Origin of the sequence: Nitrosomonas ureae, from assembly GCF_001455205.1 — a bacterium.
GTDB classification, from domain to species: Bacteria; Pseudomonadota; Gammaproteobacteria; order Burkholderiales; family Nitrosomonadaceae; genus Nitrosomonas; species Nitrosomonas ureae.
The window spans coordinates 1,529,564-1,554,127 of the sequence record NZ_CP013341.1; the positions used below are offsets into that span (position 1 = coordinate 1,529,564).

Annotated in this window: 27 protein-coding genes; 11 read left to right on the forward strand and 16 right to left on the reverse strand. The window is 45.6% G+C overall.

The annotated features are described in order from the left end of the window. The first annotated feature begins 84 nt into the window (after positions 1-84). A complete protein-coding gene (locus ATY38_RS06995; RefSeq protein WP_235590418.1) occupies positions 85-471 on the forward strand; it encodes a surface-adhesin E family protein in 387 nt (128 codons plus the stop codon). Between the two features lie 81 nt (positions 472-552). Then, positions 553-903, forward strand: coding sequence for a DUF488 domain-containing protein (locus tag ATY38_RS07000; protein WP_062558676.1), 351 nt, complete (start codon positions 553-555; stop codon positions 901-903). 125 nt (positions 904-1,028) lie between these two features. On the opposite strand, the gene ATY38_RS07005 is transcribed toward ATY38_RS07000, so the two are convergent. The 11 genes from ATY38_RS07005 to ATY38_RS07055 form a co-directional block, all read right to left on the reverse strand. Beyond that, entirely contained in the window at positions 1,029-1,565 is a 537-nt protein-coding gene (locus ATY38_RS07005) for a YaeQ family protein (RefSeq protein WP_062558677.1), read from the reverse strand. 70 nt (positions 1,566-1,635) lie between these two features. Next, positions 1,636-2,280, reverse strand: a complete 645-nt coding sequence (locus ATY38_RS07010; protein WP_062558678.1) for a DUF2959 domain-containing protein — start codon at positions 2,278-2,280, stop codon at positions 1,636-1,638. 87 nt (positions 2,281-2,367) lie between these two features. Next, positions 2,368-4,362: a diacylglycerol kinase family protein gene (locus tag ATY38_RS07015; RefSeq protein WP_062558679.1), complete on the reverse strand. Its 1,995-nt coding sequence runs from the start codon at positions 4,360-4,362 to the stop codon at positions 2,368-2,370. 28 nt (positions 4,363-4,390) lie between these two features. After that, positions 4,391-5,623 (reverse strand): CDP-alcohol phosphatidyltransferase family protein, encoded by a 1,233-nt coding sequence (locus ATY38_RS07020; RefSeq protein ID WP_062558680.1) that lies wholly within the window; start codon positions 5,621-5,623, stop codon positions 4,391-4,393. A gap of 102 nt (positions 5,624-5,725) precedes the next feature. Then, complete coding sequence (locus ATY38_RS07025) at positions 5,726-7,090, reverse strand: TrkH family potassium uptake protein (RefSeq protein WP_062558681.1); 1,365 nt, start codon at positions 7,088-7,090, stop codon at positions 5,726-5,728. Positions 7,091-7,180: 90 nt separating this feature from the next. Then, complete coding sequence (locus ATY38_RS07030; RefSeq protein ID WP_201011920.1) at positions 7,181-7,771, reverse strand: potassium channel family protein; 591 nt, start codon at positions 7,769-7,771, stop codon at positions 7,181-7,183. Positions 7,772-7,812: 41 nt separating this feature from the next. Continuing rightward, positions 7,813-8,871 (reverse strand): LPS export ABC transporter permease LptG, encoded by a 1,059-nt coding sequence (lptG, locus tag ATY38_RS07035; protein ID WP_062558682.1) that lies wholly within the window; start codon positions 8,869-8,871, stop codon positions 7,813-7,815. Continuing rightward, a complete protein-coding gene (gene lptF / locus ATY38_RS07040; protein ID WP_062558683.1) occupies positions 8,871-9,950 on the reverse strand; it encodes an LPS export ABC transporter permease LptF in 1,080 nt (359 codons plus the stop codon). Before lptF ends, lptG begins: the two co-directional genes overlap by 1 nt. Further along, positions 9,947-10,759 (reverse strand): nucleotidyltransferase family protein, encoded by an 813-nt coding sequence (locus tag ATY38_RS07045; RefSeq protein WP_062558684.1) that lies wholly within the window; start codon positions 10,757-10,759, stop codon positions 9,947-9,949. Before ATY38_RS07045 ends, lptF begins: the two co-directional genes overlap by 4 nt. Beyond that, a complete protein-coding gene (locus ATY38_RS07050; protein WP_062558685.1) occupies positions 10,756-11,907 on the reverse strand; it encodes a hypothetical protein in 1,152 nt (383 codons plus the stop codon). The genes ATY38_RS07045 and ATY38_RS07050 overlap by 4 nt, the downstream gene beginning before the upstream one ends. 98 nt (positions 11,908-12,005) lie before the next feature. Continuing rightward, positions 12,006-12,479, reverse strand: coding sequence for a hypothetical protein (locus ATY38_RS07055; RefSeq protein ID WP_062558686.1), 474 nt, complete (start codon positions 12,477-12,479; stop codon positions 12,006-12,008). A gap of 449 nt (positions 12,480-12,928) precedes the next feature. Between ATY38_RS07055 and ATY38_RS07060 the strand changes: the two genes are divergently transcribed. The 4 genes from ATY38_RS07060 to folE2 all read left to right on the forward strand — a co-directional run bounded on the left by ATY38_RS07060 (position 12,929) and on the right by folE2 (position 16,825). Next, positions 12,929-13,183, forward strand: coding sequence for an exodeoxyribonuclease VII small subunit (locus tag ATY38_RS07060; protein ID WP_062558687.1), 255 nt, complete (start codon positions 12,929-12,931; stop codon positions 13,181-13,183). Further along, the gene (locus tag ATY38_RS07065; RefSeq protein WP_062558688.1) at positions 13,173-14,066 is read left to right on the forward strand and encodes a polyprenyl synthetase family protein; all 894 of its coding nucleotides are present in this window, start codon (positions 13,173-13,175) and stop codon (positions 14,064-14,066) included. Before ATY38_RS07060 ends, ATY38_RS07065 begins: the two co-directional genes overlap by 11 nt. 41 nt (positions 14,067-14,107) lie before the next feature. Beyond that, on the forward strand, positions 14,108-15,952 hold the full coding sequence (dxs, locus tag ATY38_RS07070) for a 1-deoxy-D-xylulose-5-phosphate synthase (protein ID WP_062558689.1): 1,845 nt from the start codon (positions 14,108-14,110) through the stop codon (positions 15,950-15,952). Positions 15,953-16,018: 66 nt separating this feature from the next. Next, positions 16,019-16,825 carry a GTP cyclohydrolase FolE2 gene (folE2, locus tag ATY38_RS07075; protein ID WP_062558690.1) on the forward strand — a complete coding sequence of 269 codons (807 nt, stop codon included), beginning with the start codon at positions 16,019-16,021 and terminating at the stop codon, positions 16,823-16,825. A gap of 57 nt (positions 16,826-16,882) precedes the next feature. On the opposite strand, the gene ATY38_RS16055 is transcribed toward folE2, so the two are convergent. Further along, the gene (locus tag ATY38_RS16055; RefSeq protein WP_158441764.1) at positions 16,883-17,041 is read right to left on the reverse strand and encodes a hypothetical protein; all 159 of its coding nucleotides are present in this window, start codon (positions 17,039-17,041) and stop codon (positions 16,883-16,885) included. 207 nt (positions 17,042-17,248) lie between these two features. Between ATY38_RS16055 and ATY38_RS07080 the strand changes: the two genes are divergently transcribed. Beyond that, a complete protein-coding gene (locus ATY38_RS07080; protein WP_062558691.1) occupies positions 17,249-18,181 on the forward strand; it encodes a TIR domain-containing protein in 933 nt (310 codons plus the stop codon). A gap of 164 nt (positions 18,182-18,345) precedes the next feature. Here the strand turns inward: ATY38_RS07080 and ATY38_RS07085 are convergent, their stop codons facing one another. After that, positions 18,346-19,950: an ABC-F family ATPase gene (locus tag ATY38_RS07085; protein WP_062558692.1), complete on the reverse strand. Its 1,605-nt coding sequence runs from the start codon at positions 19,948-19,950 to the stop codon at positions 18,346-18,348. 381 nt (positions 19,951-20,331) lie between these two features. On the opposite strand from ATY38_RS07085, the gene ATY38_RS07090 reads away from it, so the two are divergent. The 3 genes from ATY38_RS07090 to ATY38_RS07100 all read left to right on the forward strand — a co-directional run bounded on the left by ATY38_RS07090 (position 20,332) and on the right by ATY38_RS07100 (position 22,062). Then, complete coding sequence (locus ATY38_RS07090; protein WP_062558693.1) at positions 20,332-20,793, forward strand: hypothetical protein; 462 nt, start codon at positions 20,332-20,334, stop codon at positions 20,791-20,793. A 4-nt stretch (positions 20,794-20,797) separates the two neighbouring features. Continuing rightward, positions 20,798-21,418, forward strand: coding sequence for a putative adenosine monophosphate-protein transferase Fic (locus ATY38_RS07095; protein ID WP_062558694.1), 621 nt, complete (start codon positions 20,798-20,800; stop codon positions 21,416-21,418). A gap of 158 nt (positions 21,419-21,576) precedes the next feature. Then, positions 21,577-22,062 (forward strand): VOC family protein, encoded by a 486-nt coding sequence (locus ATY38_RS07100; RefSeq protein WP_062558695.1) that lies wholly within the window; start codon positions 21,577-21,579, stop codon positions 22,060-22,062. A 165-nt stretch (positions 22,063-22,227) separates the two neighbouring features. Here the strand turns inward: ATY38_RS07100 and ATY38_RS07105 are convergent, their stop codons facing one another. Both ATY38_RS07105 and ATY38_RS07110 read right to left on the reverse strand, forming a co-directional pair. Continuing rightward, positions 22,228-22,650, reverse strand: a complete 423-nt coding sequence (locus tag ATY38_RS07105; protein ID WP_062558696.1) for a PIN domain-containing protein — start codon at positions 22,648-22,650, stop codon at positions 22,228-22,230. Then, the gene (locus tag ATY38_RS07110) at positions 22,640-22,864 is read right to left on the reverse strand and encodes a hypothetical protein (protein WP_062560138.1); all 225 of its coding nucleotides are present in this window, start codon (positions 22,862-22,864) and stop codon (positions 22,640-22,642) included. The genes ATY38_RS07105 and ATY38_RS07110 overlap by 11 nt, the downstream gene beginning before the upstream one ends. Positions 22,865-23,571: 707 nt before the next feature. On the opposite strand from ATY38_RS07110, the gene ATY38_RS07120 reads away from it, so the two are divergent. After that, positions 23,572-24,426 carry a PA4780 family RIO1-like protein kinase gene (locus ATY38_RS07120; RefSeq protein ID WP_062558698.1) on the forward strand — a complete coding sequence of 285 codons (855 nt, stop codon included), beginning with the start codon at positions 23,572-23,574 and terminating at the stop codon, positions 24,424-24,426. Here ATY38_RS07120 and ATY38_RS16815 read toward each other — a convergent pair. Continuing rightward, the gene (locus ATY38_RS16815) at positions 24,420-24,554 is read right to left on the reverse strand and encodes a hypothetical protein (protein WP_256325501.1); all 135 of its coding nucleotides are present in this window, start codon (positions 24,552-24,554) and stop codon (positions 24,420-24,422) included. The genes ATY38_RS07120 and ATY38_RS16815 overlap by 7 nt on opposite strands. Between the last annotated feature and the right edge of the window lie 10 nt (positions 24,555-24,564).

Below are 24,564 nucleotides of genomic sequence, written 5' to 3' on the forward strand. Positions count from 1 at the left end.
AAAATGAAACCTGTTCGAATTACCTGCTGTTTAGGCATTGAGTAGAATGAGAAAACAAATCAAATGCTCAAATTATAACAATTAATGATGAAGAAATATTTACCCGTACTACTCCTGTTATTCGTTGTCATCCCCGTACACGCCAAGTGGATTAAGTTGGATATGGCCACAAAGCAGGGTGAAACCCATTATTTTGATCCTGAGACGATGCAGAAGAACGATCAATTCAGGAAAGTTTGGGTGCTTTCCAGCTATGATGAGAAGCAAAAAGGCGGGCATCATGCAGTTAAAACCTTGTATGAGTTTGATTGTACCTATCATAAAGCCCGCTCAATCACGATGCTGCTATATCCGGACAAAAGCGCCACAGGCATGGTGATCGGTGCGCGCCATGGAGAATCCAGAGAGTGGTTTGGTTTCTCGGCTAATTCGATGTTTCGGCATATAGCGGAAACGGTTTGTATTGATTGAGGGGGTCTAGTTAAAACCAATGCTGGCTTATTCGATTCAGTCATTTCTGGGTTATCGGTTTTGCCGGGTAAACGAGCTCTGATGCCCATACTGCTTAAGCGAGCGTATGAACCGTATGTGCCAAGTGACGGATTTAGAATTCTTGTCGATCAGTTATGGCCGCGAGGGATTTCCAAGGATTCAGCACATATTGATTTATGGCTCAAGAATGTGGCGCCCAGTACTTCTCTGCGCAAATGGTTTGGCCATGATCGATTAAAATGGATTGAATTTCGAGATCGTTATTTTCTGGAACTTCGTCATAATTCGGAAGCTGTCGAGCAACTCGCCAAGCACGTGAATCATGGTGCGGTTACGCTCGTTTATGGCGCGAAGGATGAAGAACATAACCATGCGATAGTACTCAGAGAGTATCTTGAGAATAGGGAGTGACTGACATACTAGAGCAATATTTCCGAAGCCGGCTTAATTGCAATGTTGGAGATTGTAGGAAATTTAATTTCAGAAATTGAATTGTATTAAGCCTGGAGATATTTGTTTCTTATGTTTTACGAGACTCAATAAGCGCATAACGATACCCAGCCTATCTCACATTCCCCTAATTCCGTCGCCACATAAGCAGATTCTTCAGAGATCGTGACGGAGATATCCATGGTTCGTTGGGCTAACTTTGCCAGTGCCTGGATGTTGTGCCATTGAAACTGGAAAATAGATGCCGTCAATGCATTAAATTTCGCTTGTTCCTGTATCCACCAGATATTCGATTTGGAGTTAAAACTATACACTTTGACCGTCTCAGCAAGCCGCGTCGCTTTTTTGATTCGTTCCGGAGCGGGTTCGCCGATATCGATCCACAATGTAATTCGGCCATCCGGGCTATGTGCCCAGAGGTCAGGTTCCTCGACGGTACTCAACCCCTTGGTGAGCAACAGCGATTCCTGAGCATTAATGCAAAATGCGAGCATGCGGGTCATCATGCGTTCAAGCGTTTCGGATGGGTGCTGGGCGATGGTCAGATTGAGTGTGTCGTAGTAATTGCGATTGAGATCCGTTAGTGCAATCTTGAATTTATAAATGGTTGGTTTTAAAGCCACTGGTACTTCCTGGTTGTTGGAAGCTTCGGAATAGTACCTGATGAGCTAATCCGAAGCGTCCTGAGGTGATTCATTTTTCCATCGTGCTGATAAATGCATTAGCTTCATTGATCGATTGTTCCATCGAAGCAATGAGTGCGGATACATCGGATTTGATCGTGCCCAATTCATTCTTAAGGGAAGCAATGGCACGCGCATTCAGATTATGCTTGAGGAACATGACCTGATCCTGGAAAACCCGGAGAATGGGTTCAATTTTGGCTTCGGCTTGTTTCATTGAGGTGATCAATTGGCGGTAGTGTGCTTGTGTTGACTCCAGTTTCTTTTGGCTGCTTTGTTTCATCGATGCACTACTGTATTGCGTAATCTCTTGTTTCCATTCTGAAAATAATGCTTCAGAAACGCTTTCGATATCCGCAATGCGGCTATTTACTTCCTCGGCTTTGCTGACGCTGGCTTCATACGCGTCATTCAGCTTGTTATAGGTGGTTTCGAGATCGCCACCTTGGAAGTCAGTGGCGGCAGTGAATTGTTCCAGAGCGGATTTGAATTGCTCTTTGGTTTCTTCTTGCGTGTCGCGCGCTTTCTCAACACGATAAACCATGACATCCCGTTTGGGAATGCCGACTTTTTCCAGGCCCTCAAGATACATCGTAGTGCAAGCAGTAAGTAATAAAAGGACCGGAAGTAAGAATAAGCGATGCAGATGATTCATGATTATCTCCCTAAGAAAATTCGGTTGGTAATTTTATTATCAGGTAACCGGTTATTAATCTTGATCTTTATAACGTGATTGAATTGTTTAGCGTATCACACCGTGGCGTAACAACTGCCAGGCTACTTTCAAGCCCCACAGAATGGGATGACGGCGTAATACCGGTGTGACTTTCACATGCACACCGGTATGTCGCTCGATTTTCCATGCGGCATAAGCTACGCTATTGTTAAATGTCAATGTAGCTTTGGATAAGCGCAGGATGGACAGGATTCTTCCCTGCCAGCGGCGCAAACGCCAATGCCACCGTGCTTGCCGTTGCATCTCTGGTGTGGTCAGGCAACGATATTTTCCGTTATCTTGTTTTTCCAGTATTTCTTTCAGCATGGGGCTCGCAACATCTGTCAGGCGGGTAAATGCGCTGAGGTTAGTTTGAGCCAGATGACGCGCGCGTGTTTCCCGCTCAGCGCGTAATTCGGCGGCGTAGGTGAGTGTCAGGCAGCGAGTCCAGATTTCTTCTACATCCCATATGCCGGCATCGATTGCAGAGACACCGGATTTCAGGAAATTAATCACAGAGTGAGCTTGTGCGACATACAGGCGTTCTCGTACGACATCATCGCGAAAATATAGCAGTCGTGATGGTTGTGCAAAGCGCGCCCAGATATAAGGATGAAACCAGAATTGTGCGCCGCGTTCAAAATCCTTGGTCGAAATAACCGCGTATTTAGCGCGTAATGTGCGTTCCTGGTGCGGTATTTCGAGATAAAAAACATTGGGCGCCAGCCAGGCATTCAAATTGGCTAAATATTTTTCCGGATAAGCTTTGTAGTAGCTATTAACGATGACATACAGGTCGACTATGCCTTCGTCCAGGCTGACGGAAGAGTGCAGGCAGGAACCATAAAGCATTACGGCATCCAGTGATTCGCCAAAGCGCATAATCAGAGCGTCTATTAGCGGTATGAGATCAGGCGATGTTTCCTTGTTGTTTTCCCAGGCAACTTCGCTAATCAATCGAATGGGTAGCTCTTGGGTGGGTAGCGGTACGGGAGAGGTCATGGTAATAGCGGAGTCCTTGAGTACTAAAAACGTTACGGGGTTAGTTGCGGTAATTTGCAGGGGATTTTGTGTATTATTCGATCTATACAATTCACCGTCTACAATGTATTCATCATTCATGTGCACAGTCAAAGCGGAGGTGTTATGGCTATAATAGCCATCTTTTTCCTGTAGCGTCTCACCTCCACCTGAAAGTAGCGGCCATAATGAGCGCCACAAGCGTTTGTATTGTTGATCAACCCATGTTACATGGAGCGGTTCGGGTTCTGTGCCCCAATAAGGGCGGATATTGAGTAGCAGGTTATCCAGTGCACTGACCAATACAAATAAATAGGTGCCCTGATGATTCCGGCCATTGGCTTCTGTCATCGCCATTTTGATCGGCATCCACTCCTTTTGATGGCGGCCAAGTATCCTGCCAGTCATTAAACCAATAAGAGACCGCAGCATAATCAACGAGGTGAAAATACTGCCAGTGATCCCTATTTGCTTTACCGAGCTACGCGAAAATTTGACGCCGCGCGCGACCAATCCAGCGGCAAAAAACATGCCGTAAATCGAGCCTGTTCCTGCTTGCTCGATGCGCAGCACGGGGCGTTGTACCAGTCTGGGTGCGGATGGATCAAGCAGAAAGTCATGCAGTTGCTGGATAATTTTTCCCGGTTTGCCGCGAATTCCCAAACCCAATGGTGTCATATTGGTGGTTCCACCCGGGACAATCATGATGAGTGGCCATTGTTCAGGTTGCAGTGATGTGAACAGATGACCCAGAATTGCATGCGTGGTGCCATCTCCTGCTACGATGAGTAGTAAGTCGATGTTTTCCCGGATGAACTGATTAATGGCGCTTCTAAAACCGGGGTCATCATTGGTTTCGCATATGAGAATGCCCGGTATGGTTTCCAATGCTTGGCGGATGGCTGGCTTTCTTTTACGCACCTGGCCGCTCATGGGGTTAAGCAAGCAGCCGACCTTGGCGGTTCCCGCCGTTATGCGATTTATTCGCGATTGTAAAGTCATTAGATGTTGTGTTGTGAGCCGTGAAATTTCAGGATAGCGGAAACGGCTTCCTAAGATCGATCGGGGGGCGCGTAAAAATTCTAACCGCCAATATCTCCCGGTCACGTGCCGGGTCGATGTCCTGCAGCCAGGATTTCAGTGTTCCTTCCCTATTTTTGGTGCGCCACGCTACGAGCACGCGCCATGCGAGAAATGCGGTTGAGATCAAATGCCAGAATACCACCAGATACAATCCGATATCCGGACGATCAATCAACCAACCCCAGCTTAGAAAAAGTAGGTTGGGATTACGCCGGGCTGTAATCAAGCGGTTAAATGAATCCAGTTTTTGCCAGATAAATAGATCAAACGGCGCTAACCATAGTTGAAATGTGCCTTCGCACAATCGTCCGCCCACATAACCCAGAAACATCAATCCCATGAAAATTTCCAGACCGGGAATAGCGGTTTGCGTGCCTGCTAATCCCACTCCCCAAGCCAGGTACCATAACGGCGGATGGATGATGTCCAACCCGTGATCCAGAACGTCTCCTATGCGGCTCGAAGTCACTGTGACCCGTGCCAATTTTCCATCTACCGTATCCAGGAAAGTCATGAACCATCCCATCAACAATCCAATGCCGAAGAATCCGGCCCAGAAGGCGAGTCCGGTCAGAATGGCAAGCACGATACTGAGGTATGTCACATGATTGGGCTGCCAGCCCCGGCGTACGCAGAAATGTGTAACCCAATATGCCGGTAATGGCCATACCCATTTGGTAACGAGGTCGGTAACACCTTTGTATGATCCGGAAAATAGTTCTTTTTCCAGTAGCGAGCGATTTTCCTCGCTGACAGGCAAAATATATGGCGGGTCTTTTTTCTTCAGATTCTGTTGAAAACCAATTTTCAAATCTTTCAAGCCAATTCGTGGAATGGTCAGCAGTGCGAATTTGTAATTCTGGTTCTTGTTATTGTTCAGATTTCTAAGCAGTCGCGGTGCCTGATTGCCATCGGTGCGTATCGCAGCAGGGCACCCATCTTCACTGTATAAAGCGATATTCTTATCCAGTTTGAGCAATACCGAAAGTACACGGGTATCGAACAGAAAATTGGCATTGAGGAACAACGTGCTGGCATTCGTGGGAATTTTCTCGACATCATCGGCAAGGGTGACATATTCGTATGCTTTCAGCATACGTTGCAGACGCTCGTATCCGGTTAACCCCCAAATGGTTATTTCATTGTCACCGAAAATATGAATATAGGTTGAAGCTGGCATATGCTGTGGTGTAGTAGTTATTGGATTGTATGTCTGTAAGTATTTCTCAGTTAAATATTTTTTAACCTTAAACGGATCATAAATTATTCTTAATCATTGGAATTACCCTACCTGTATGTCTGCATTGGCATATTTAATATGTTTCTTCTTTGGAGTGGCCAAAAAGTACGCGAAAGTTAGTGGTCCTACACGCCCAACGATCATCATAAATATAATCAATATCTCGCCTCCCATACTCAACTGTGCGGTTAATCCTCTGGATAAACCTACAGTGCTGAGCGCAGATACTACCTCGAAGACGATATCAATAAATGGTGCTTTTTCAATTGCAGTCAATATAAATATTCCAATGAATATTATGGTAATAGATACAATTGCTAGCGCCAACGCTTTCATGACTTGTTGTTGCGGTATAGTACGCTGCAATATAACCACGTCATCTCTGCGACGTAGAAAGGTATAAGTAGCCATGATCAAGACCACAAATGTGCCTATTTTGAGTCCGCTGGCGGTGCTTAACGAACCTCCGCCGATAAACATCAATAGGATCATCAGCGTTGTTGTAGCATTAGTCAACTCTTCTATAGCTAAGGTATTGAATCCCGCCGTTCGAGGTGTTACCGCCTGAAACCAGGAAGCTATTGCTTGATCGGCAATAGATAATTGACCTAATGTTGCAGGATTTCCGGCTTCGAGAATCCAGATAAGCACAAATCCGAAGAGATTTATAATTAATGTGCTGATTAATACAATTTTGCTATTTACGCTTAGTTTGCGCCACTTTTTTTGTGTTTTTATATCTATCAAGACCAAAAAACCAATACCGCCAATAATAAAAAGAGCCGTGATTACAAGATTGACTGATAAATTGTCGAAATAATGCATCAGGCTATTGCTGTTTAACGCAAACCCAGCATTATTAAATGATGAAATGGTATAAAAGAATGCATGGTAGGCAGCCTTGCCGAATCCCAGATCATTGAGCCAAATTACTGTTAGTGCTATAAATCCGATTAGTTCGATGAACAAAGAGTAAATCAGTACATATTTTGCAGTGTGAGCAACTTTTTCCAGACTGGTTTGATTAAATGCCTCTTGCGCGATCATTTGTTGCCCGATTCCCAGTTTTGTGCCTAAGCTCAATGCCGCAACAATTGCAAAAGTCATGAAGCTCAGGCCTCCTATTTGAATCAGCAGTGCAATGACGATCTGGCCAAATAACGTAAAATGAGTGCCTGTATCGAGAATTACCAGCCCCGTAACTGTCACTGCTGAAGTTGCAGTAAATACAGACTGTAACCAGCTGGTTTCAGCATGTGTGGCGAATGGCAGTTTTAGTAGTAGAGAGCCGATTGCAATAAGCAAAATGAATCCGAGAAATAGAACTGCCGGCGGGCTAACATTAAATGCATACTTTTTTGCTGCAGATAGTTTATAGGGTGAAACATGGGGATCCCATGGTTTCATGATTACGCTAGCCTTGGTGCAATTGTTTTAAGCGCATTTAATGATCCTGCCAATACGAGAGAGTCATCCATTTCCAAGGTAAAGCTGGGTTCAATCCGTTTGAAGATGGTTTTTTTTTCGCCGCACCAGTAAAGGATCTATAGAGTCTTTAACTTCTTTTAACAATTCTGCAATTGATATGCCCTGGCATTTCTCGGTTATTTTAATTTCAACGACATATAAACTATGACCGATCGACATGTATTGATTAACCATAGGGTAGCTGAGCGATTGGGCCACTTTCATGCCCATTTCTTCTTCAGGATGAATGATTCGGGAAACTCCAATCCTGGAGAGAATGGTGTGATGTGGTTTTGAAGTGGCTTTGACCCAAATTTCTTTGATGTCCATGCTTTTGAGCAACAGTACACATAATATGCTGGCTTCCAGACTTTCTCCCATTGCTACCAACGCAGCATCACAAGCTGTTATGTTCAGATCTTTAAGCGCATGTTCGTCCGTTGCGTCCGCTACTGCTGCAAGGGTCAGTTGATCTGCTATTTGGTTCACAATTTTTGCGTTAATATCCACGCCGATTACTGAATGACCAAGGCGCATTAATTCCAACGATGCTGCTGAACCAAACCGACCTAAGCCTATTACCGCAAATTGTCCCATTTTTTCGTATTTATTTAGTTCCAAAGTTGGATCTTGGCGCGCAGCTCTCTACTGAAGATTTTGAATCAGTGAGTTCTGCGTAACCATACATTGGCCACCATGATTATAGTAAAGCCGGGCGCCAATGCTATCAGTGCCGGGTTTAATTGCAATATCAAGCCCGTATTTGCAATAATCTGATCGAGCAAGTAAACCGCGATACCAATCAGCGAAGCGAATACCAATTTGTTGCTCAAGCCGCTGCGGATCGATCCAAAAACAAAAGGAATGGATAATAACAGCATTGCGATGGTCATCAGCGCACTACCGATTTTTCGCCATAGTGCCAGTGCGTAAGAATCTGCCTCCTGGCCGGTGCTGCGTAGAAATTCAACATGCCGGAACAACTCAAGTGGCGATAAACTTTCGGGTGGTTTAGTCAACGTGGCGATGTCTTCCGGACTGACAAAGGAAGACCAGTTTAAAGTATTATGGTGAGCTACCGTGATTTGATTATCTGCAAAAGTTCTGACGATAACATTGCTGAGTTCCCAGGTTTCATTATCAACAATTTCTGCGGTTTGGGCCAAGACATGGGCAGCTAAAAAGCCCTCTTGATCCAGTTGCAGGATTTCAATAGTGGCTGCTTTATTATTGTTGATGATTTGACCGATACGCAAAATATTCTTTTCATTGCGTGTCCAGATCCCCAGGTTTCTTCCGAGTTCAGCACTTTGCTCTAATGCAATAGCCCGATAAGTAATTGCTTTTTGTTGCAATTGCGGCGCAATGAATTGCTCTAAAATGGCAACGCCCAGTAAAAGTAAAATGCCGACACTTAAAGGTGCGAGGCTGATGCGCCAGGGAGAGAGTCCAGCAACTCGCATGGCAATCAATTCCGAATGTATCGCCAATTTTCCCAGTGCCGTGACCGTGCCTAATAAAGCTACAAAAGGGGCGATTTGAATAAATCTGCGTGGTAGCAGCATCGTGGTATAGAGAAACGCATCGGTAATGCGATAAGTGCCTCTACCTACATCATCCAATTGATCAAGTAAGTCAAAGAAACTGAAAAGCGGCAATATCACAGCGATGGCAATCAAGAAGCCAATCAATACCTGACGAGAGATGTATAGATAAATCATTATCTTGAGCGTGATAAGTGTTTTTGTCTAACAATCAGGGCATACGTGATGAGCACAAGCAGCATGAGCAGTTCCAGCCACCATACGCCAGGCACGCTGCCGATAGTTTCCTGTTCTACCCAGGTTTTTGCTAATCCGCTCAGATTATAGTATGCGGCGAAAACCAAGGCAGCAATGAGATAGGTTTTTTCCGTTTTGTCCTGGCGGGGAGAGGTATGAATAAAAGTTAAGGCAATGAGCGCCAGTAGTATGGTAGCAAGCGGACGCGAGATGCGCCATTGCAACTCGGCTATGTCACGCGGCAGATCCGATTCCCACAGTGTTCTTGTCGCGGCCGCTTTGCGCCGGTAATTCGTAACAAAATCATTATCGATGAAATAAATCATCTTTTTGAACTGAATGACATCATCGGTGCTGGCGATGTTTGTCAATTGATAGATGATCCCCTCTGATAACTGAATGTGCGGCCTATCGTCTTCTGCCGTGGGTTTAAATTGTTGAGCTTGTTTGGCAATGACGATTTCACTGCTGTCAGGTTTCTTGATGTAGTGAAAAATATTTTGCATTTGTTTGTCGGCTTCATCTTTATTGCGTACATAGATTACCCTGCCGCTTTTTTCGCTACCATAGAACCGTCCGGCTTGAAATCGATTGGTATTGAGTTCCGCTTCTGCCTGGGCGTCGAGAATGTAGCTTTCTCCGTAAGCCCAAGGACGAACATACGATGACAACATGCCACTGATGATACCCACCGGTATCGCGACGGTCAGCACCGCAATAACGATGCGGTGGCCGCTGATGCCCACTGAACGGATAACATTCAATTCCTGATCTTTGTTGAGTCTTCCCAGGCCCATAATGACTGAAATATAGAGGGCGATGGGAATTAACACCTCCAATGCGATCAGGGTTTTGAGAAAAACCAGTTTAATCAAACCGGCGATTCCCAAGGTTTCCGTGACGGCACCGGCTAAAAGCCTGGCACTGCTGAAACTGGCGAATAGTCCGATCAGGATGAGAATCACTACCGTGAAAGGCAGCATTATTTCCCGTGCGATATAGCGTTCGATTAATTTCATGACTCTGATCTGAGTATCGACTCAGCCAGTACTAAGTCTTCGACTTTATCCACGTCTACTCCGGCGCGTGGATCGTCCAGCATAATGGCTTGTATGGTTACCCCGGATTTTTCCGATACTGCCGCTAACGCCTGGTGCAATGTCAAGGATCCCAACAAATAAGATAATACCGTTTTGAATCCGAGTACTTGTGCAATTAAACGCCAGGGGCGTTTGCGCAAATCTTCCGCTTTGCGCCAGAATCTTACCACTGAGCGTCCTTGCGGCTTGAATGTAAACAGATTGCAACCACAAAATCCGCCATCATTCAAGCGGATGACAGTGCGTTTGGCATTTGGGAATGCAGCCGCGATCACGTTCTGATTGATTGCGCCGACGGTGGCATCGCTATTTGCTGCGAGTGATTTTTGCAAAAAATTCTGCACAATGCCGGGTGTGAGTAAAGCATGATCGGCAGTGGTTAATAATACCGGTGTATTGCGGCAGACGTGGTTAAGGCCGCTTTCCGCGCTGCGGCTGGGAGAGTCCATGTTGGGTAGCCATTTTACTTGCCCTGAAACGATGCGCTGTTTTAATTCCGGGCAATGGGCGTGCAAAGATTCCGGAGGACCGCATAGAATGATGCTGGAAATTTGATTACAAGCCATCAACGTATCCAGGACGCGGATAATCATCGGAATGCCATCAACCGGCGCGAAGGCTTTGCAAGCCGCACCGGTATGTTGCGTGATAGGATCTTTACCGGTGCGATCAGCGGCTAGAACCAGCGCAACAAATTGCTGCGATGCCGGATTGAATGCATCACTCATAATATTTTTTGGTAGATGCGATAGCGCTTGTACTGCTCACTACCCAGATGATCGAGAATATTGCGCATTGCCATGTTATCTTCCAGTATCCATGACATTTCAACTTCCTCAATACCGCGGGCGATCGCAGTTTGCCGAGGAGCATCGATAACCAGACAGGCTAATGCCAAGCCAAGCGGCGTATTGTGAAATTGTTTGCGTACACCCATCAATGGTATGCGGCCGGAGCGAATTTCTTGGTTTCTAATACTTTTGATGAGCTTAAGCCAACCGAATGGGAGTAAGTTCCCGTTCAATTTGGCTAAAACTTCGTTCAGATTGGGTAAGCTCACCATAAATGCCGCAGGTTTGCCATCGACTTCGGCAATTTGGATGAATTCGTCCGGTAACAGCAGGCGCAGGCTGCTCCCTAGTTCGGCAAACTCTTCTTGCGTAAATGGGATGAATCCCCAGTTTTCAGACCAAGCATCGTTAAAGATATCGCGCAGCGCTTCCATTTCTTCGTCAAATTTATTGCGTTGCAGTGTACGGAATATAATTGTTGAAGAAAATCGATCGATCAGCATTTGCATGGCAAGTGGCATTTCAAAATCAACTCTAATCCGATACGCCAATAAATCTTTGACCGGATAATATTCCTGCTCTGTCAATAAGCGATCATACCAGCGCGCTGAGTGCGGCATCATGATGACGGGAGGCGTATCAAATCCGTCTACCAGTATGCCGCATTCCTGATTTATTGAAAGATTGAACGGGCCGCTGATACGGCGAATTTGCCGGGAAGCTAACCATGCTTCCGCGTGAAGCATCAACGCGGCAAACACTTCCGAATTATCGATACATTCCATTAAACCAAAGTGGCCGCTGTCTGTTCCGTAGCGTTCCTGGTGTAGCGAGTCGATTTGCGCGCTGATGCGGCCAACGGGTCGACCGTTCTGAAATGCTACCCAGGCTTGCCACTCACCGTGTTTAAAAAAAGGATTATAACGGGAGAAATGAAAGCGTCGTTCCAGACGCAAGGGAGGTACCCACATCGGGTCATTTGCGTAGATATGCCAGGGCACATCAATAAACTTACTCATATCACGATACGTCATCACCGGTCGCACCGTCACTAAGGGATTGCCCGGTTTATCGTGTTTGGTCATACTGTATGAATGTTTCTGTATAAATTCGAGTAAAATTAATTAATTACGAATCAATTTGCTGTTAATTTGTATTTGTTTGATAGATCCACTAAGAATGTTTAAATATGCGTATGTTTGAGTAATTTCGAGAGGAGTTGATGAAATTCAATCTTGGGATCGGGTTCGGTGCTGGCAGGTTGATTCGTGGCAGTGGAGTTTTGTTCGGCTGCGGTAATCTTTTCATCGGTAAGATTACGACAGAAATCACGGAAATTGTTCCAATCTATGTTGTATTCACGTAAGCGATCCTGTGGAATGAATACGCGTAGTACTTCAAAATTATGATACATTTCCGGCAAACGGGCTGTAAGGTAATGGTTAATATTTTTTGGCCAGCGTTTATGCTCCGGATACATATCGGCAAACTCCTTTTCAATCGTGTAACGAAAATTATCGATGGCTAAAGCACGACGTTTACGGTTAATGATATCCACCATAATAGCTACTATTCCTAATAAGCCAAATAATACAAATGGCCATAGTGGCACGGTTTCGAAGTACCCAACAATTTGATTAATATTTTCGTCGTTCAATGTCGTCTCAATTTAAATGCATTTGAAATACAGAATGGGCTTAAGTATTGAAAATCTAAACCCTGGTTACCGAAATAGGCGGTCGTGATTTGGAACCATGATGAATGTACATGGTTTAAATTTCTTCTGAAGAACAAATATTCACAATTCCAGCGATCTTGACCGAAGCCCGTATCTTGCCATAGTAAGGCCTATGTATCAATATTACCGGTTAGTACAGTAAAATTGAGGGTAACTGAGAGAATTGGAAGCTATTTCCCAAACGATGAAAGTTGTCTGTGTTTGTGGGAGGTTGTGGATAATTGTTATTCAATTTTGCGGAAAATTGAAACCGCTTTTGCTAAATTTGCATTGACCTCATATTGCTTCTTGCGTTATTTTTATCTGTTTTTTGTAATAGAATCACCTATGATTTTTATCAGTATCTTATTTGCTGGCTAAAGTTTTTTATGAACAAATCATCTAAACATGCTGCTTCGACTCAGCCCGAGAGTTTTGAAGCGGCATCCGCCGAGCTTGAGAAAATAGTGGCGGCCATGGAGGCAGGACAAATGACATTGGAGGCCTCGCTCTCAGCCTATCAGCGTGGCGCGGAATTATTGCAATATTGCCAGGATAAATTACAAGGCGCGCAGCAGCAAGTGCGTGTGCTTGAAGCCGGAATGTTAAAAAACTTTAATCGATCTGATAGCAATGAATCCTGATTTTCAGAGCTGGGCGGGTAGTTGTCAGGCACGTATCGAAACATTCTTGGAAGCGAGATTGCCGGCTGCCGATTGTGTTCCTGAGCGATTGCATAAAGCCATGCGCTATTCGGTGCTGGGTGGTGGGAAACGAGTGCGTCCATTATTATCATTTGCAGCGGGTGAGCTTGTCGCTGCCGATTTAGAACGCATAACCGTGGTGGCTGCTGCAGTGGAGCTGATTCATGCTTACTCTTTGGTGCATGATGATTTGCCTTGCATGGATGACGATATTTTGCGGCGGGGAAAACCTACCTGTCATATCGAATATGACGAAGCTACCGCGTTGCTCACAGGCGATAGCCTGCAGACGCTTGCATTTGAATTGCTGGCGGAAAAACCGTTGGCGGATATACCTGAGACGCAACTGCAGATGATTGCGCAGTTGGCATTGGCGTCAGGCTCTCGGGGTATGGCGGGAGGACAGGCATTTGATCTGGACAGTGTCGGTAAGATGCTCAGTTTGCCAGAACTGGAGTTCATGCATATCCATAAAACCGGTGCGTTGATTCGTGCTGCGGTGATGTTGGGAGCGCGTTGCAGTAGCTGTTTGAGCGATGAACAGCTGGCTCAGCTGGATCATTTTTCCAAGTGTGTCGGTTTGGCATTCCAGGTGGTTGATGATTTGCTGGATACTGAAGCAACAACAGCGACATTAGGTAAAACCGCCGGGAAAGATGCGGAGCATAATAAACCGACATATGTCAGCATTCTTGGCATCAGTCAGGCACGCGAGCTGGCTGAGAAACTTCAGCATGATGCTTATCAAGCGCTGGATGGTTTTAATGAAGCTGCGCTAAGGCTGCGTCAGGTAACTGATTTTATAATTAAACGTAAATTCTGATTCCAAGAATTTTTTCTACATCTTTTATTTTCAGGCATTGAATGTATCCATTGTTAGATACCATAAATTTACCCTTCCAATTACGAGAGTTGGATCAGAAGAAGTTACCGCAATTTGCTAAAGAATTACGTAGTTTCCTGATAGATTCAGTCGCAAAAACCGGCGGACACCTTTCTTCCAATCTAGGCACAGTTGAATTAACCATTGCTTTACATTACGTGTTTAATACACCTCACGATCAATTGGTTTGGGATGTGGGACATCAGACGTATGCGCATAAAATTCTGACAGGCCGTCGCAATGGAATGAATAAATTACGCATGCAGGACGGTCTGGCCGGTTTTCCACGACGGGATGAAAGTGAATATGACGCGTTTGGTACTGCGCACTCAAGTACTTCGATCAGTGCCGCGTTGGGTATGGCGGTTGCTGCGCAACTAAACCGAACTGATCGGCGAGCTATCGCGATTATTGGTGATGGTGCCATGAGCGCGGGCATGGCATTTGAAGCATTGAATAATGCTGGCGTGATGGATGCGAATTTACTGGTTATTCTGAATGACAATGACATGTCAATATCCCGTCCGGTGGGAGCGCTTAACAATTATCTGGCCAAGCTGATGTCAGGACGGTTTTATGCGACGGCGCGGCGTGCGGGTGAGAAGGTATTAGGGGTTGTTCCGACCGTGTTGGAATTGGCCAAGCGGGCTGAAGAGCATGTCAAAGGTATGGTAACGCCGGGCACTTTATTTGAAGAATTCGGGTTTAATTATATTGGGCCGATCGATGGCCATGATTTGGATGTATTGGTTACTACCCTGAGAAATATCAAGCAGCTGGAGGGGCCACAATTCCTCCATGTAGTGACTCGTAAAGGCGCAGGCTACAAAGTGGCGGAAGAAGATCCCATTTTGTATCACGGCGTGGGAAAGTTCGATCCGAATAAAGGGATTGTGGTCAAATCAAATGGCAAACCCACCTATACACAAATTTTTGGCGATTGGTTATGTGACATGGCAGCGCAGGATTCCCGTCTGATCGGTGTGACACCGGCGATGCGCGAAGGCTCGGGATTGGTTCGTTTTTCAGAAGAATATCCCGAGCGTTATTTTGACGTGGGCATAGCCGAGCAGCACGCGGTTACATTCGCGGCGGGTGCGGCATGCGATGGCTTAAAACCGGTTGTGGCGATTTATTCAACTTTTTTGCAGCGTGCCTATGATCAATTGATTCATGATGTGGCGATTCAGAATTTACCTGTGGTATTTGCCATTGATCGGGCCGGCTTGGTCGGGGCGGATGGACCCACGCATGCGGGAAGTTTTGATTTGACCTATTTGCGCTGCATTCCAAATATGACCGTGATGGCACCTGCAGATGAAAATGAATGCAGGCAAATGTTGTATACCGCCTTTAAACTGGATACGCCAACAGCAGTTCGTTATCCCCGGGGAACTGGGCCGGGTATACAGGTTCAAAAGGAGATGCAGGCGTTGCCTATCGGACGCGGAGAAATACGGCGTCAAGGGGAGAAAATTGCTCTACTGGCTTTTGGCAGCATGTTGGCACCTTGCCTGGCGGCGGGAGATGAGCTGAATGCCACCGTGGTTAATATGCGCTTTATCAAACCGCTGGATGATGATCTTTTGGCATCGCTGACTGCTGATCATGATTTGCTGGTGACCGTGGAAGAAAATACCGTGATGGGTGGTGCTGGCAGTGCTGTCATAGAATCGCTTAATAGTCAGAGAATTCAAGTTGAGGTACTGCAGCTTGGATTGCCGGATATTTTTATTGAACAGGGCGATCATGCGCAGATGCTTGCGGATTGCGGATTGGATAGCAGTGGCATCATCAAATCAGTACGAGCAGTATTGCCTGAATAATCATTAACAATCGATCAATTGCTTGATTTACTGTTAGCAGGGCCACTTGGTCGTACAGGAGAAAATATGAATAAACATATAGATATGCCAATTGCCGATGTGCAAAGCTCATTAGATACCCGGCGTATTGCGATAGACCGGGTTGGAATCAAAGCGATCCGCCATCCCGTGGTTGTGGCCGATAAAGATGATGGTGTACAGCATACTGTGGCGGTTTTTAACATGTATGTTAATCTGCCGCATAATTTCAAGGGCACACACATGTCCCGCTTTGTTGAGATCCTGAATAGCCACGAGCGGGAAATCTCAGTAGAGTCGTTTCAAATCATCTTGCAAGAGATGATTACAAAACTGGAGACGGATTCGGGTCATATCGAAATGACTTTCCCCTATTTTATCAATAAGTCGGCACCTGTCTCACAAGTAAAAAGCTTGCTGGATTATGAAGTGACATTCATCAGCGAGATGAAAAATGGTGAATATTTATTCACCATGAAAGTCATCGTTCCTGTCACCAGCCTATGCCCTTGCTCCAAGAAGATATCCAATTATGGCGCGCATAATCAACGTTCGCATGTCACCATCTCTGTACGCACAAACAGTTTTGTGTGGATTGAAGATATTATCCAGATTGCTGAGAATAATGCATCATGCGAGCTTTACGGTTTGCTGAAAAGGCCGGATGAAAAATATGTGACCGAGAAGGCATACGATAATCCGAAATTTGTTGAGGATATCGTAAGGGATATTGCGGAAGTTCTGAATCATGATGGACGGATTGATGCGTATGTCGTGGAATCAGAGAATTTTGAGTCAATTCATAACCATTCCGCGTATGCGTTGATTGAAAACGACAAGAAGCAGCGCGGGTAGTGATGGCGTCGTGGTTACACTAGGCTAACAGCCAATTGTTGTGCAACTTCAAAAGTTTTATCCGGTCAGTAAAACTTCCACAAAACGCTGACCGCCTTTTTTCAGTAAGAGCAGGCGATTCCCAAAAAATTGGCCTCCCTGCGTCGAGTAATGTATGTCATCAATGGAATTTTTCCTGTTTTTGTGTGTGCGATTCAGGTATTCACATTTCATCATTGATCGTTTCGAATTTCCCCAATAATGGCGGCAAATCGTACTGTAGTTTTTGAGGAGGGCGTGATTGTGCTCGTCGGCTGCACATTATGGATATGACAAAGTTTGTTATGATGAAACCATAAACTAGCGTGTCAGATGTTAGCTCTAGTTTAATAGGTGGTTTGCGTCATTACGAAGGTATTACTATAGTTATCTTATGAGGTTTCAATGGCATTATCATTACAAAAACTTCGTGATTCAGTTGAGTCGCTGAGACATCGCTCAGGGAAATTTTTTCATAAGGTAGATTACGTTAGTGACGTTTCAGTCCCTGTCGGCGTGGAATATTGTTCGGATATATACTGGAACAAACTTAAAATCAACGAGCAGGAAGAGTCGATTTTTATCCAAAGAGAATTAATGTTGCTAATACAGCAGATAGGGAACTCTATACGAAATTCTGCTCTTGTTACTGAAGTTGATCGACGTGACCTGAGTCATTGGACTAAATCTCTGCGATCTTCATTACGGCTACGCAAGTATCATGTATGGGATACCGAGATACTTCATGACGAAGGTCACGTCCTGGGAGTAAAACCACCTGGTCAGTCAGACGAAAATCCTCTAGAGCCAGAACTCGCTAAACGAGAGTTTGATAAAGATATTGCTAATCTTTTGGGATTGATTGATCTAATTGAAGTGTCGCCGACAGTTGGTGCCAATGATTACGACGCGAATCCACAAGTAACTACGGAGTATAGACCCGGCACTGCATTTGTAATGATGTGGATCGATCCCGGCGAGAACGCACTAGAAGATATATATGAAACCATAAAGGACTGTTTTGAAGAGTTTGGGATAATTGCTGTGAGGGCGGATATTATAGAGCACGAAGAGATTATCACTGCTAGAATTATCAAAGAAATTGAAAGCTCGGAATTTCTGATTGCTGACTTAACCGGTGAACGGCCGAGTGTTTATTATGAAGTAGGATATGCACATTCGCTCGGACGGAGAGTAATTCTTTATAGAAAGCAAGGTACAAAAATACATTTTGATCTTGCTGCGTATAACTGCCCAGAGTACAAGAATGTTACAGATTTAAAAAGAATTCTAAAATCGCGATTGGAAGCAATCACAGGACGCAAAGCCAACAAGTAAGTAGTTTGGGAATAACGATAGGAATCCCAACATCATACAGCCTAATGAATTTCTCAAGTCCAATATGACTAAGAAAAATTCTGTCTAAGATTACAGCTTAAGTAAAAAGCCGAGAACGGGCTGGCAGATGCCGCAGCCAACGGGAAATTGGAGAGCACGCTGAATTAATCAATCCCCTGCGATCTCAAATAATCTTCATAATCACCTTTGAAGTCATTAATTCCATCCGGTTTCATTTCAAGAATTCGCGTGGCTAGTGAAGAAACGAATTCACGGTCATGGGAAATAAAAATCAAGGTGCCGGTAAACTTCTCCAACGCACTGTTCAGTGATTCGATGGATTCCATATCCAGGTGATTGGTCGGCTCATCCATCAGCAGAATATTCGGTTTCCGCAGAATCAGCTTGCCAAAGAGCATGCGGCCCTTTTCTCCGCCGGAAATCACACGGGTGGATTTTTTGATGTCATCGCCTGAGAATAGTAGCCGACCCAACGTGCCGCGTATTGTTTGATCGTCATCATTGCCTTGCCGCCATTGATCCATCCATTCGGTTAATGACAGTTCTTCTTCAAAATCAGCCGCATGATCTTGTGCATAGTAACCGCGATGCGCCTTATCGGGCCATTTGATCTCACCACAATCCGGCATCAGATCACCTGCCAGACAGCGCAGCAGCGTGGTTTTTCCGATGCCGTTGGGGCCGATGATGGCGACTTTCTCGCCGGCTTCGATATCCAGGCTGAAACAATCGAATAAAGGCTTATCCAATCCGGGGAAGCCCTTGCTGATTGCTTTGATGGAAACGGCCAGTCGGTGCAGCTTGTCCCGATCATCAACTTCAAAACGAATAAAAGGATATTGGCGACTGGATGGTTTGACGTCTTCCAGTTTGATTTTCTCGATCTGTCGCGCACGGCTGGTTGCTTGGCGGGCTTTCGACGCATTGGCGGAGAAACGGCTGACAAACGACTGCAAATCGGCAATCTGTGTTTTCTTCTTGGCGTTATTGGCCAACATGCGCTCGCGCACCTGGGTCGATGCGGTCATATAGTCATCATAGTTGCCGGGATAAATTCGCAGTTCACCGTAATCCAGATCAGCCATATGCGTGCACACGCTGTTCAGAAAATGCCGATCATGCGAGATAATGATAATGGTGTTCTTGCTGGTATTGATGACATCTTCCAGCCAGCGGATGGTATTGATGTCGAGATTATTGGTCGGCTCATCCAGCAATAAGATATCCGGATTGGAAAATAAGGCCTGCGCCAATAACACGCGCAACTTGAATCCCGGCGCAATCGCGCTCATCAATCCCTGATGCTGGTCAGAGGGAATGCCCACCCCAAGCAATAGCTCCCCGGCGCGCGCTTCCGCCGAATAGCCATCCAGCTCGGCAAACTCGGATTCCAGTTCGGCAGCATGCATATAATCGTCTTCCGTAGCATCCGGATTGGCATAAATGGTGTCGCGTTCCTGCTTGATGCGCCATAATTCGGCGTGTCCCATCATGACCGTATCGATCACCAGACAATCTTCAAACGCGAATTGATCCTGCCGCAGCTTGCCCACCCGTTCACCGCTGTCAACCGCGACATTACCGGAAGTGGGCTCAAGATCGCGCCCGAGAATCTTCATAAACGTCGATTTGCCGCAACCGTTTGCGCCGATCAATCCATAACGGTTACCCCCGCCAAATTTAACGGAAACATTTTCAAACAGCGGCTTGGCGCCGAATTGCATGGTGATATTAGCGGTTGTAATCAAAGTAGATACCTACGGATGATGGTTGCAAGAAAGGGGCGCATATTCTAAACGTTTTTCAATGGAAATGCTTAGTTATGGTGCGTGTCAATATCAATTGCATGAAGCTGAGGTTGAAGGGTATGCTTTGCGGGTATGGAATTTTAGGGTGTGGATCTAATGCTTTCCGGCGATATTTAACGATGAAGCTCAGAACAGTGACAATTTCATAAAAAATAATGAGATAGAATGGATACTGCGGGTTTAACTATTGCTCTAAGCGTAATATATCACGTTATTTCAGACGTCTAATGGTAGTTGTGCGTATCCCAAATAATCTGGGACATTTTGCTTTCAGAAGCTGTATTATGTGCTTAATTTTGTTATTGAATATGCTGAGTTAATATGAAAGTAAGCGAAATTTTGACAGCATCTAGTGTGCTTGAGCTAAGGTCATTTGGCTCCTATTTTGATATCAAGAAAATCCTGGAAAAGGAGATTGGTAATAAATTGGGAGTTAATGGATGGGAGTCTTTATTTTTTAAGATTCATAGTCTTAAGAAAATTGTTTCCTTAAATTATAAGCTTTTAGTTTCAGTATGTGAAAGAAACTCTTTTACAGAGTCAAAGAAAGAGATATCCAATATCCTTAAACTGAAAATAAAAGCGAGAGATCGGCAGGAATTAAAGCATAAAGCCAGTTTAATCATCACAACATTTAGCTCAGGTTTTTTCGACCCCTACGAGCATTATGAAAGAACAAAATTAAAAAAATTCAAAAATAGCTCGAAGCTTGAAGGCATTGAAATCGAATACCCAGATGAAAGCACATCATTAGAAAGTGTGCTAGCGAAATACAGAAGGTAAGTTCATGGATAAGTATGATGCGGCGAATGACTGTTACTGTTACCAAGGAACCACAATCTTAAAAAATAAGCTTAACATTAAGAATATGGATGAGCTTGAAAAAGCAGAAAGAGAAATCACAGCAATAACGGCCGGAAAGATAGTTTTCAAACCTCCTCCGTATGACTTGAAGTATATGGAACACCTTCACCGCCAGCTTTTCTCTGACTTATATGATTGGGCAGGTAAGCTGCGTAGTGTGGATATATCGAAAGGCGGCACGCGCTTCTGTAACTGTGCAAGATTGATCCCTGAATCACAAAGGTTATTCAATAGTTTAGACAAAAACAATTGGTTAAAGAATCTATCCGAGGAAGATTTTTGCGATAAGCTTGCTGAATATTACTGTGAGTTCAATATGATACATCCTTTCCGAGAAGGCAACGGAAGAGTCCAACGATTGTTATTTGAGCATCTTTCTCTTGCTGCCGGTTATGATCTTGATTGGGAGAACATACAACCGAATGAGTGGATTAATGCCAATATTGATGGTGTAAATGTGAATTACAAGCCGATGTCGCAAATCTTTAAACGTATAGTGCATGATACGCATAACTTGCGTAATAAAGGTATGCCATCCGTATGATTTATTAGCCCATGCAATCCTGCTGAATAAGAATGATGGCAGCATTGAATGATAGGTTGATGCCGGTTTTGATTTGACGGATCACCCTTCGGGCATCCGTCCTACGAAGCTGAAGCAATGCGGAACCATATAATCTCTCAATTCAAAGGAAATATGACATGACCAAGATTGCAAAAAATACGATCTGCCTCTGGTACGAAAACGACGCCGAGGGGGCTGCGCGATTTTATGCCGAGACATTTCCCGATTCGTCCGTCGGCGCGGTGCATCGCGCTCCAGGGGATTTTCCATCGGGCAAAGAAGGGGATGTATTGACTGTCGAGTTCACCGTAATGGGCATCCCGTGCCTCGGACTCAATGGCGGGCCTGCGTTCAAGCACAACGAAGCCTTTTCTTTTCAGGTTGCGACCGAAGACCAAAGTGAAACGGATCGCTATTGGAACGCGATCGTCGGCAACGGTGGTCAGGAGAGCGACTGCGGTTGGTGCAAGGACAAGTGGGGCATCTCTTGGCAGATTACGCCGGTTGCTCTGACGAAAGCATTCACCAGTCCCGACCGCATTGCCGCCAAACGAGCCTTTGATGTGATGATGACGATGAAGAAAATCGATATTGCCGCAATCGATGCGGCCTTTCGCGGCTGAGACGTGAGCGGTCTGTTATTTCATGCAAGCCGACGACGCTTCGCAGCGTGGCTTAGCCCGCGCAACGCGAAAGCTTAAAACGTTCCGCCGAATTTCTTTGCACGCCATCCATCTTGCCCGGCGAATTAATCAGTGTATCCATTATTTGCGCAATCGCCTTTCAGCTCAATCAATAAAAGGATTCTCAACCAGCAATCCCTCGATTTTCTGGCCGTGATGCAAATCTTCCGTGTACAAGCGCGTGCTGCCGGATTCAAGGGTTGCGGCGACAATCAAGGCATCGTAAAAACTAAAATCATAGCGTGCTTGCAGGTCAAGGCCACGCTGATAAAGCGCTGGACTGGGCATGACCCGCCATAAGGGTGTCAGAATCTGTTGCAGAAAGCGCTGCGCATTTTCGGGACTCATGGGAAAAGGTAGTTTGCGCGTCACCACATTGAGCGTTTCCTGGACAACTTGATGGCTGATGCAGGCGCTGCGCGTCTCCAGTGCGCTCCGGACCAATCGGTCCGCGATTCCGCGCTTGCGTGCATCGGTTTCGTCGAACAGGTAGATAAAAACGTTCGTATCGATGAATTCACCGCTCATTCATTTCATCCCGCGTGAATTTGCGCCCGCCCGTGCGTACTTGTCCACGTAATTCCTCTACCAATGTCATGGCGGATCCGGTTTGTTGTTCCTGCCGCACATAATCTGCCAGCCAGCGGCGGAATTGTTCGTTCAGTGTGGTTTGCTCGGCGCGTGCACGTTCCCGAGCGGCTTCAATCAATTTATCATCCGCGCTTAATGTAATATTTTTCATCGATTGCATCCTTTGCTGATATCGTGTACACGATATAAGTGTACACTAATTGTTATGTGAATGATGCCGGTGATATTGGCAGCTGTAATCAAAGCGGATACCTGCGCATGATGGTTGCTGGAAAGGGACGCATATCAGCAAGCAACAACCTCAATCGGCTTTTCTTGCGTACGGGCAGATGATTTGGGAGCACCGTGCAGTAATTCAGGATATCGTAAATATCATTGCTAGAGCTAAGGTTGCGGTTTGCGACTGCTCGGGGAAAAATCCTATGTTTTCTATGAGGTAGGCATTGCTCATGCAAAAGGCAAAGAAGTGAGGCTAATAACTCAATCTGAGCATGATATACCTTTTGACCTTCGCCACTTACGCCATATCCGTTATTTGCCAAAGGGCGAAGGGTTTGCTGAGCTATCAGCGTCGTTGCAAGCTAAATTGCGTTCAATAAGAGGCTGGTAAAAATGCATGACAAGCGCATAAACCCGCGTAAGGTGGAAGCTGGAAGCGTTCCGCTGATTAAAAATGCTCCACTTCGCATGATCCCGCCAAACATATAAAAACACCCCTATTGAAATACCGGCAAATCGGTACAATGTACGGTTAAACATTCCGGATAGCATCATTCAAGTCCTGTTTTTAACGCCGCAGATAGTTTTTCAACGGTCTGCTAAGACGAATATCACAATATAAGCGTAGTATTTACACGAATGAAAACTCCAAAAAGAATTGAACCCCTGATCCAGGATGGCTTTATCGATGAGGTTATCCGTCAATTAATGAGCGGCAAGGAAGCTTCGGTTTATGTGGTTCGCTGTGGAGAAGAGATACGTTGCGCTAAAGTATACAAAGAAGCCAACAAACGTAGTTTCCGCCAAAGCACGGATTACACCGAAGGCCGCAAGGTAAAAAACAGCCGTCGCGCACGCGCCATGGAAAAAGGCACCCGCTACGGACGCAAAGCACAGGAAGAATCCTGGCAAAGCGCAGAGGTGGATGCGTTGTACCGGCTCGCTGCTGCGGGGGTGCGTGTACCCAAGCCGCATCATTTTCATGAGGGCGTATTGCTGATGGATCTGGTGACCGACAGCAATGGCCATGCAGCCCCGCGGCTCAGCGAACTTGTGCTGACTGCCGAATTAGCGCGTGAATATCACCGCGCACTAATAACGCAGGTGGTTCGCATGTTATGTGCAGGGATTATCCACGGCGATCTGTCCGAATATAACGTGCTGGTCGACAGTAGCGGGCCTGTGATCATCGATTTGCCGCAAGCGATCGACGCATCTGCCAATAACCAAGCGTGCAAAATGCTGCTACGCGATGTCGAGAACTTGGCAATTTATTTCGGTCAGTTTGCGCCTGAATTGCTAACGACGAGTTATGGCATGGAGATATGGTCACTCTACCAAAGCGGACAACTCCATCAGGACAGCGTTTTGACCGGGCACTTCGAACGTATTGAAAAACCGGTCAACCTGCAAAGCGTTCTGCGTGAAATTGATGACACGCTGAAGGAAGAAGAAGCAAGAAAACGGTATCGGGCATTACATGCGCATCAATGATGCGCGAATTTAGGGAAACGCTGATTAATTGACTGCACGAGCGAATCACTTCGTTGCGCGGTACTCGCGCCTTCGCCTATCTTATTGATATGTCTCAGTTGCTGCGTTCCATGCGTCTTGTGCTTCATCGCATTCGTC

What these genes read in the sequence shown, in the direction of transcription:
- ATY38_RS06995 (WP_235590418.1), top strand. Translation starts at nt 85, where the DNA reads ATGATGAAGAAATATTTACCCGTACTACTCCTGTTATTCGTTGTCATC.
- ATY38_RS07090 (WP_062558693.1), top strand. Translation starts at nt 20,332, where the DNA reads ATGAAAGTAAGCGAAATTTTGACAGCATCTAGTGTGCTTGAGCTAAGG.
- ATY38_RS07100 (WP_062558695.1), top strand. Translation starts at nt 21,577, where the DNA reads ATGACCAAGATTGCAAAAAATACGATCTGCCTCTGGTACGAAAACGAC.
- ATY38_RS16815 (WP_256325501.1), bottom strand. Translation starts at nt 24,554, where the DNA reads ATGAAGCACAAGACGCATGGAACGCAGCAACTGAGACATATCAATAAG.
- ATY38_RS07045 (WP_062558684.1), bottom strand. Translation starts at nt 10,759, where the DNA reads ATGAGTGATGCATTCAATCCGGCATCGCAGCAATTTGTTGCGCTGGTT.
- ATY38_RS07110 (WP_062560138.1), bottom strand. Translation starts at nt 22,864, where the DNA reads ATGAAAAATATTACATTAAGCGCGGATGATAAATTGATTGAAGCCGCT.
- dxs (WP_062558689.1), top strand. Translation starts at nt 14,108, where the DNA reads ATGTATCCATTGTTAGATACCATAAATTTACCCTTCCAATTACGAGAG.
- ATY38_RS07000 (WP_062558676.1), top strand. Translation starts at nt 553, where the DNA reads ATGCCCATACTGCTTAAGCGAGCGTATGAACCGTATGTGCCAAGTGAC.
- lptF (WP_062558683.1), bottom strand. Translation starts at nt 9,950, where the DNA reads ATGAAATTAATCGAACGCTATATCGCACGGGAAATAATGCTGCCTTTC.
- folE2 (WP_062558690.1), top strand. Translation starts at nt 16,019, where the DNA reads ATGAATAAACATATAGATATGCCAATTGCCGATGTGCAAAGCTCATTA.
- ATY38_RS16055 (WP_158441764.1), bottom strand. Translation starts at nt 17,041, where the DNA reads ATGATGAAATGTGAATACCTGAATCGCACACACAAAAACAGGAAAAAT.
- ATY38_RS07095 (WP_062558694.1), top strand. Translation starts at nt 20,798, where the DNA reads ATGGATAAGTATGATGCGGCGAATGACTGTTACTGTTACCAAGGAACC.
- ATY38_RS07120 (WP_062558698.1), top strand. Translation starts at nt 23,572, where the DNA reads ATGAAAACTCCAAAAAGAATTGAACCCCTGATCCAGGATGGCTTTATC.
- ATY38_RS07080 (WP_062558691.1), top strand. Translation starts at nt 17,249, where the DNA reads ATGGCATTATCATTACAAAAACTTCGTGATTCAGTTGAGTCGCTGAGA.
- ATY38_RS07020 (WP_062558680.1), bottom strand. Translation starts at nt 5,623, where the DNA reads ATGCCAGCTTCAACCTATATTCATATTTTCGGTGACAATGAAATAACC.
- lptG (WP_062558682.1), bottom strand. Translation starts at nt 8,871, where the DNA reads ATGATTTATCTATACATCTCTCGTCAGGTATTGATTGGCTTCTTGATT.
- ATY38_RS07060 (WP_062558687.1), top strand. Translation starts at nt 12,929, where the DNA reads ATGAACAAATCATCTAAACATGCTGCTTCGACTCAGCCCGAGAGTTTT.
- ATY38_RS07065 (WP_062558688.1), top strand. Translation starts at nt 13,173, where the DNA reads ATGAATCCTGATTTTCAGAGCTGGGCGGGTAGTTGTCAGGCACGTATC.
- ATY38_RS07015 (WP_062558679.1), bottom strand. Translation starts at nt 4,362, where the DNA reads ATGACTTTACAATCGCGAATAAATCGCATAACGGCGGGAACCGCCAAG.
- ATY38_RS07105 (WP_062558696.1), bottom strand. Translation starts at nt 22,650, where the DNA reads ATGAGCGGTGAATTCATCGATACGAACGTTTTTATCTACCTGTTCGAC.
- ATY38_RS07010 (WP_062558678.1), bottom strand. Translation starts at nt 2,280, where the DNA reads ATGAATCATCTGCATCGCTTATTCTTACTTCCGGTCCTTTTATTACTT.
- ATY38_RS07025 (WP_062558681.1), bottom strand. Translation starts at nt 7,090, where the DNA reads ATGAAACCATGGGATCCCCATGTTTCACCCTATAAACTATCTGCAGCA.
- ATY38_RS07050 (WP_062558685.1), bottom strand. Translation starts at nt 11,907, where the DNA reads ATGACCAAACACGATAAACCGGGCAATCCCTTAGTGACGGTGCGACCG.